At 68.5% G+C, this 7,063-nt stretch carries 8 protein-coding genes; 3 read left to right on the top strand and 5 right to left on the bottom strand.

All coding sequences use genetic code 11. From position 1 onward, the window contains the following. The 4 genes from AC1DEY_RS22420 to AC1DEY_RS22405 form a co-directional block, all read right to left on the bottom strand. Window positions 1-292 (bottom strand): translation initiation factor IF-2 N-terminal domain-containing protein (locus AC1DEY_RS22420; protein WP_476869918.1); only part of this gene is annotated, 292 nt, incomplete at its 3' end. 152 nt (window positions 293-444) lie between these two features. Then, a complete protein-coding gene (locus tag AC1DEY_RS22415) occupies window positions 445-900 on the bottom strand; it encodes a YlxR family protein (protein WP_476869917.1) in 456 nt (151 codons plus the stop codon). Window positions 901-1,046: 146 nt separating this feature from the next. Continuing rightward, window positions 1,047-2,027, bottom strand: coding sequence for a transcription termination factor NusA (gene nusA, locus AC1DEY_RS22410; RefSeq protein ID WP_390204455.1), 981 nt, complete (start codon window positions 2,025-2,027; stop codon window positions 1,047-1,049). Further along, on the bottom strand, window positions 2,027-2,641 hold the full coding sequence (locus AC1DEY_RS22405; RefSeq protein WP_441409403.1) for a ribosome maturation factor RimP: 615 nt from the start codon (window positions 2,639-2,641) through the stop codon (window positions 2,027-2,029). Before AC1DEY_RS22405 ends, nusA begins: the two co-directional genes overlap by 1 nt. 550 nt (window positions 2,642-3,191) lie before the next feature. Here AC1DEY_RS22405 and AC1DEY_RS22400 point away from each other — a divergent pair. The 3 genes from AC1DEY_RS22400 (at window position 3,192) to AC1DEY_RS22390 (ending at window position 6,050) form a co-directional block, all read left to right on the top strand. Then, window positions 3,192-3,986, top strand: coding sequence for a DUF4439 domain-containing protein (locus AC1DEY_RS22400; protein ID WP_476869916.1), 795 nt, complete (start codon window positions 3,192-3,194; stop codon window positions 3,984-3,986). Between the two features lie 156 nt (window positions 3,987-4,142). Then, window positions 4,143-4,871: a VIT1/CCC1 transporter family protein gene (locus AC1DEY_RS22395; protein ID WP_476869915.1), complete on the top strand. Its 729-nt coding sequence runs from the start codon at window positions 4,143-4,145 to the stop codon at window positions 4,869-4,871. A 69-nt stretch (window positions 4,872-4,940) separates the two neighbouring features. Beyond that, the gene (locus tag AC1DEY_RS22390) at window positions 4,941-6,050 is read left to right on the top strand and encodes an aminoglycoside phosphotransferase family protein (protein WP_476869914.1); all 1,110 of its coding nucleotides are present in this window, start codon (window positions 4,941-4,943) and stop codon (window positions 6,048-6,050) included. On the opposite strand, the gene AC1DEY_RS22385 is transcribed toward AC1DEY_RS22390, so the two are convergent. Next, a partial coding sequence (locus AC1DEY_RS22385; protein WP_476869913.1) for a pyridoxal phosphate-dependent decarboxylase family protein occupies window positions 6,047-7,063 on the bottom strand: 1,017 nt, incomplete at its 5' end. The two genes, AC1DEY_RS22390 and AC1DEY_RS22385, sit on opposite strands and share 4 nt — an antisense overlap.

Raw genomic sequence — 7,063 nt, 5'->3', positions numbered from 1 at the left:
GAGCCGGAGCTTCAGCCTTGGGTTCGGCAGCCTTGGGCGCAGCGGGGCCAGGCGCAGGCGCCGGACGGGTCGCTGCCGGGCTGGCAGGTGCCTGGGGGGCGGACGCCGGAGCTTCGGACTTCGAAGCTGCGGGGGCGTCGGGGTAGGCGTTGCGCAGTTTCCGCACAACGGGGGCCTCAATGGTTGAAGAGGCGGAGCGAACGAATTCGCCCAGTTCCTGCAGTTTGGTTACTGCRTCTTTGGAAGTAATACCGAGCTCTTTAGCAAGCTCATGTACGCGGACCTTGGCCACATTTCTCCTGTCTCGGTCCGCACCGAGCCAGGCACGAACCGTCTACTTCTTACTGCGGGCCTCCGCCGCGAATGCAGCTGAAAGGCCCATTGCAGAGCGCAACAAAGTTGTCATCGTTGCGCACTCATCGCTGGGAACTCATCGGGTTTCCATCAGTTTTCTGACCCGCTTTCAGGTTGGACGGTTGTTGCTGCGGCCACCGGGGTGCCCACGGCTTCCATGCCGGCAGTGATCCGGCGTTCCACGTCGGCTGTACCGGTAGCGCCATTGAGGGCGCGACCGAACGCTCGACGTTTGACCGCCAGTGCCAGGCACTTTTCGCTGGGGTGCAGCCATGCTCCCCGGCCAGCCATCCGGCGTCGTTCATCCACCACGACGGCGGACGAACCGCCGGCGCCGGCGACGAGCCGGAGTAACTCCGACCGCGATCCCTTTTGTCGGCATCCGATACAAGTGCGCTGCGGCTGATCCCCGAGGTGTTGCACATGTGCCACGTTCGAGTATCTTCCTGCCAGTTCAACTGCTTGGTGTATCACCGCGTCCCCGGCAAGCTGGAAAAACCCAGACGCGCCAAAGACACACGGATACCGGCCGTTAGGCGCGGTCATGTCTATTCTAGCCCCTCCGGCGCCCGGGTCCCGAACCCGGGCGTGCCGGSCAGCCGGGACATCACGGCTGACCGGTGAGATGAAGCACGCACAGCGGGCCGCCACGGCGGCCCGCTGTGCATCTGCCGGCGCTTGCGCGCTCCGGGCTATTTGCCGCTGTTGACCGCGGCGTCGGAGACGATATCGATCCGCCACCCTGTGAGCTTGGCGGCGAGGCGGGCGTTCTGGCCCTCCTTGCCGATGGCCAGGGAAAGCTGGTAATCGGGRACGACCACACGTGCGGAGCGGGTCGCTTCGTCGGTGATGGTGACCGAATTCACGCGCGACGGCGAGAGGGCGCTGGCGATGAAGGTCGCGGGATCGTCGCTGAAGTCAACGATGTCGATCTTTTCRTCGTTCAGTTCGGTCATGACCGCCCGGACGCGCGAACCCATTTCGCCGATGCAGGCACCCTTGGCATTCACGCCGGGKGTGTTTGCCTTGACGGCGATCTTGGTCCGGTGGCCGGCTTCGCGGGCCAGTGCCACGATTTCGACGGAACGGTCCGCGATCTCGGGAACTTCCAGTTCGAAGAGCTTCCGGACSAGCCCGGGGTGGGAGCGGGACAGCGTGATGGACGGGCCCTTGGTGCCGCGGTGGACGTCGATCACGAAGGCGCGGAGCCGGTTGCCGTGGATGTACTTCTCGCCGGGAACCTGCTCGGGCGGCGGCAGCAGCGCCTCCACCGTGCCCAGGTTCACCTGGATCATGTGCGGGTTGTTGCCCTGCTGGATGGTGCCGGCCACGAGCTCACCTTCGCGGCCCTTGAACTGGCCCAGCACGTTGTCATCCTCTGCGTCCCGGAGGCGCTGCAGGATGATCTGCCGCGCSGTGCTCGCAGCGATGCGTCCGAAGCCCGCRGGGGTGTCCTCGAATTCGCCGATCGGGGCGCCGTCGTCGTCGATCTCGGTGGCCCAGATGGTCACGTGGCCGCTCTTGCGGTCGAGCTCGGCGCGGGCCTTTTCGAAGGCGCCGGGGGTCTTGTGATAGGCCACCAGCAGTGCCTGCTCGATCGTGGGAATCAGGAGATCCAGCGGGATTTCACGCTCACGCTCCAGGAGTCTCAGCGCGCTCATGTCAATATCCATCAGGCCTCCTCAGAAGGTCCATTGTTTGCTTTTTCCAGACCGGCCTCTTCGAGGTGGCTGAACTCTATCTCGACTTTTCCGCTGCGGATCCTGTCGAAAGGAAGCTTGACGGGCTCGCCCTGCTTGGGCTTCATGCCCTTCTTGACSGCAATTTCCGGGACGAGGGTGACTCCCCCATCGTCCACGGACTGGACCCTGCCGGTGACGTTGTCGCCCTGGATCACGTTGACGTTGACCATCCGTCCGCGGGCGCGGTGCCAGTGCCGTTCCTCGGTCAGGGGGCGTCCGACGCCGGGGGACGAGACCTCGAGCTCATAGGGTCGGGCGTCCATGCTGGGATCGTTGTCCAGGGTGTCCGAAAGGGTCTTGGAGATCTCCGCGATGACGTCGAGCCCGACGCCGCCGGTTTCCTCCTGCGGCAGGTCCACCACTACGTGGACCACCCGGTTGGCGCCGGCGACATGGATGGATACGTCCTCCAGGTACAACCGGTTCGCCAGCACGGCGGGTTCCAGGAGTGCATACAGGCGCTCGGCCTCGACGTTAACGGATGCGGCTTCAGCCTTCCCCGTCCCGGTCCGGTCTGTTGAAGTCGTGGCTTCTGCGTTGGTCATGATGCCGGCCGCCTCCCGCTAGATGATGTTGTGTGTACTAGCCTAGCGATTTTCCGGGCGACGTGGTGCACTTCAGTCCCGGGCCGGCATGACAACATGGTCTGTTGTGAACGACGACACCAGGGAAAAGCGATGGCAGGATCACATTCCCCGGACGCTCCCCCGCTACGCACTTTTGGCGTGCCTTGCCTTGGTGGTGGTGAGCCTGGGGGTGGCCCTGATGCCGGGCAGGCCCCCGGAACCCGCGCAACCGCCCTTTTCCGAACAGGCACGCGCCTCCGCGCTGGCTGAAACCCTGCAGCTGTTGGCCGCCGGCAGCCACCTTGGCACTGCCRCTGAAGGCAATTCTGCGGACAATTCGGCCGACCAGTCAGGGAAATCGGACCGCTCGGCCGGTGCCGGGAAMCCTGCCGTCGAACGGACTGTGACCTTGCTGACAACCCAGGCGCACGCGCTGCTGGCACCGGGGGAAARCCTGCCGGATCCATCCGGCKCGGCGGCCACGRACTCSGGCCGGGCAACGCCTTCGGCCTCCGCGACGCCCTCCGGCATGCCGGCGCCGTCCACAGGCTCGACGGCGGACTCGACGACAGGCTCGTCGGCCGCACCGTCCGCCGCACCCCTGCCCTCGACCCCCGCCGGGCTGGCAGCTGCCCTGGCACACAGCGGCACCCAGCGACTCGCGGACGCTGCCGTGGCCGACGGCGGCATGGCACGGCTGTTGGCCGCCGTCGGCACCGCTCAGCTGCTGCAGGCGTCCGCCSTCGCGGCCGGCACCGGAACCGCGGCGCCACCCGCCGACKCAGCCTTCCCGCAGTTGTCCGGCACKTGCCCGTCCGAATCCGCTGCCGGCCARTCGGCCACAGACCAGTCCACCAAAGCCCAGTCATCARCCGGGCAGTCCGCAGCGGCATCGGGTGTTGGGGATGCCCTKGCGGCGGTGGCCCGCACCGAGGCCCAGACCATCTACGGCTACCAGGTGGCGCTGCCCCGGCTGGGCGGGGACGCCGCGAAATCCGCGGCCGAGCAACTGGCGCGCCACGACGAGCTCCTCAGCGRTGCGGAAATGCTYAGCCGGCTGCACTGCGCCGCCGTTCCGCCGCGCGAGGCCGGCTATGCGCTTGGCMRGTCCTTCCTGGCCTCCCCCGCGGCGGGCCTCGGCAGCCTGGAGGCCGCCGCCCTTCCCGCCTACGGCGACCTCGTGGCCCTCAGCGACGGCGAGACCCGGCAGTGGGCCATCGCGGCCCTGCTCGGCTCGGGGAAGCGGGCCGTGCTGTGGGGCGCGGATCCCGGCGCCCTGCCGGGYCTGGACCGCGCGGCGTTGGAATCGCTGCCGGCCGGCTGACCCGGCCGGYTRACCCGGCCGGSTGAAGCAGCGGGGTGAAGCAGCAGGCTGATGTAGCGGGCTGAAGCAGCGGGCCACACGCCGGGCAAGCCTCGGCTAATTTTGGTAAGCCTTGGAATACTGGCAGTGCTCCGGCCCGGGTGGTTTGCTGTAGGCATGGACACGATCGGCGACGCAGCACTGCATGAGAACGAGCCTCACAACAACGACATCGCGCAACGCCTCAATTGGCTCCGCGCCGGCGTCCTCGGTGCCAATGACGGCATCGTCTCCGTCGCCGCGATCGTCGTCGGCGTCGCCGGCGCCACATCCGATACCGGTCCAATCCTGCTCGCCGGCACCGCGGGGGTGGTGGGCGGCGCCATCTCAATGGCCTTGGGCGARTATGTCTCGGTCAGCAGCCAGAAGGACAGCCAGCACGCCCTGATCGAGAAGGAGCGCCGGGAACTGGCGGAACAGCCGGAGGAGGAGCTCGAGGAGCTCGCGGCGATCTACCAGGGCAAGGGCCTCAGCCCCGCGACGGCGCGCACGGTAGCCAAGGAACTCACCGCCCACGATGCCCTCGGCGCACACCTCTCCGCCGAACTGAACATTGACGAGGCCGACATCGTCAGTCCGTGGCACGCGGCGTTCGCTTCGGCCGTCGCATTCCTCTGCGGTGCGGTACTGCCCATGCTGGCCATCCTGCTGCCGCCGGAAAGCATCAGGATCCCGCTGACCTTCGTGGCTGTGCTCGTGGCTTTGGCGGCCACAGGTGCCGTTGGCGCGTGGATTGGCGGCGGCTCGAAGCTGAAAGCCGCCGTCCGCGTGGTGATTGGCGGCGCGTTGGCCCTGGTRGGCACCTTCGCGATCGGCAGCGCGCTCGGMGCGAGCGGCATCGTCTAGGSCCGCCGGGCCCGSTGCCGGGCAGCCAATCCGGCSGCAAGAASTGCACCAGCACCTACGATAGGTCCGGTGAGCCCCATTCAAGACGTTCCCATTCCACCCGATCTCTCCCGCCGCTACGGCCGGACACAGGACGGACGTGCCTGGCTGGCGTCGCTTCCGGGCCTGATCGGACAATTCCTCGATSAGTGGGCGCTGGTGCCGGATTTGGMGCCRGGGGCCYTGCCCTGGAACGGTCACGGCGGCGTCGTCATCCCCGTGCGGCGCCGGGRCGCGGATGGATCMCCCGATCACGGCAGCGCCGACGGCTTCAGCAACGCCGCCGTWCTGAAGGTGGCGTTTCCGCATGAGGAAGCCACCCGCGAGCACCACGCCCTGGCCCTGTGGGGAGGCCRTGGCGCCGTGCGGCTGCTGGCCGCCGACGCCGGATCCTGCGCGATGCTCCTGGAGCGCCTCGACGCCTGCCGTTCGCTCCTGGATGTCCCCTTGGAGACGGCGGTGACGGTGTGGGGTGGCCTGGTCCGCCAGCTCAGCGTGGTCCCGGACGACCGCCCGCAGTGGCAGGAAATRGACCACGTGGCGGCCCGGGCCGAACAGTGGAGCGATGACTTCCCCGCAACGTGGGAACARCTGGGGCGGCCGTTCCCGMGGTGGTTGCTCGAGGCGGCGCTGGAGGTCTGCCAGACCCGCGGCGCCGTGGGCAGGCGGTCAGGGAAGGAYGTCCTGGTYCATGCGGACCTGCACTACCTGAACGTCCTGGCCCGGCCCGGCGTGCCGGAACCAGGAAACGGACAGGCGGCGGAGCTGGARTCGTACGCCGCGATCGATCCCCAGCCSCTGATCGGCGAGGCGGAGTTTGCCGTSGCCCCSCTGCTGTGGAACAGRCTCCGTGAATTGCCGCAGAGGRATCCCGGGCGCGCCCTGCTCGCCCGSTGCGCTGATTTCAGTGCGGCAGCCGGCCTCGACGCCGAGACTGCCCGGCAGTGGAGCCTGGCGCGGGAGGTGGAGAACGCCCTCTCCTATGCCTCGCTGCGTCATCAYGAGGGCGATCTGGCCCGTTCSCTGTGGGTGGCGAGCACGCTGGCRGGCCGGACACTTCCGGGGCTGCCCGCCCCGCAGGAGCTCCGRGCGCCCGGGGAAGCMTACGGCGAAGTTCAATGGGACGCGGCAGGAGGCTAGCCCCGCGCTGCCGCCAGCGCGTCGCGGACGGCGTCGACGGCGACTCTGACGTCGRCGTCGTCCGTGCTCCAGTTGCTCACCGAAATCCGAAGGATGTCCCGGTCCTGCCAGCGTGAACCGGACATCCAGACCCGGCCGTCGCCSATGATCCGCTCCGTCACGGCCCGCGTCAGRGCATCGTCCCCGAACGCCAGGGACACCTGGGTGTAGTCGACGTCGTTGAGCACTTCGACGCCGTCCAGCGCCGCAAGCTGTTCGGCCAACTGCGCKGCACGCTGCACSAGCGTCCGGACCTGGCTGGCGACGCCGTCGCGGCCCAGGGATTTCAGCGCCGCCCACACCGGCACGCCGCGYGCCCGCCGGGAGAGCTCGGGCACGCTCTCGAACGGGTCGCCGGCTCCGTCCGCGGCCTGGATCAGRTAGCTSGTGTGCAGCCCCATMGCGGACCGCAGGGCCTGGGCGTCACGAACCATCACGATCCCGCAGTCGTAGGGCACGTTGAGRGTCTTGTGCGCATCCGTCCCCCACGAATCGGCCAGCCCGAGTCCGGCGGTCAGGGCGGACAGTTCGGGCACAGCAGCTGCCCAGAGTCCGAACGCCCCGTCCACGTGCACCCAGGCGCCATGGGCCTTCGCGACGGCGATGGCCTCGACGAAGGGGTCGAAGGCGCCCGAATGCAGGTTGCCGGCCTGCAGGCACACGAGCAATGGGACCGGGCTGCCCTCCCCCGCGCTGAGCGCGAGGTCCAGGGCGCAATCGAGCTCGGCCGGGATGATGCGTCCTTGCCGGTCGGACGGCACCACGGCGGGACGCCCGAGGCCCAGATAGCGCAGGCCAAGGTCGATGGTGTCGTGGCGTTCCTGTCCCACGAAGCAGCGGATCCGGGGCGCGCCGGCGAGTCCGTCGCCGTCGAGGTCCCACCCGGCATCGGCCATGAGCCGCCAGCGGGCGGCGGCGAGGCCGGTGAAGTTGGCCATGGTGGCGCCGGTGGCAAAACCAACGCCGGACTCTTC

Source organism: Arthrobacter sp. 05T47, assembly GCF_056395825.1.
This window is presented reverse-complemented; position numbering and strand designations above follow the sequence as displayed.

Bases quoted from the DNA above. Each gene is read 5' to 3' on its own strand.
- AC1DEY_RS22415 (WP_476869917.1), bottom strand. From the start codon at position 900: ATGACCGCGCCTAACGGCCGGTATCCGTGTGTCTTTGGCGCGTCTGGG.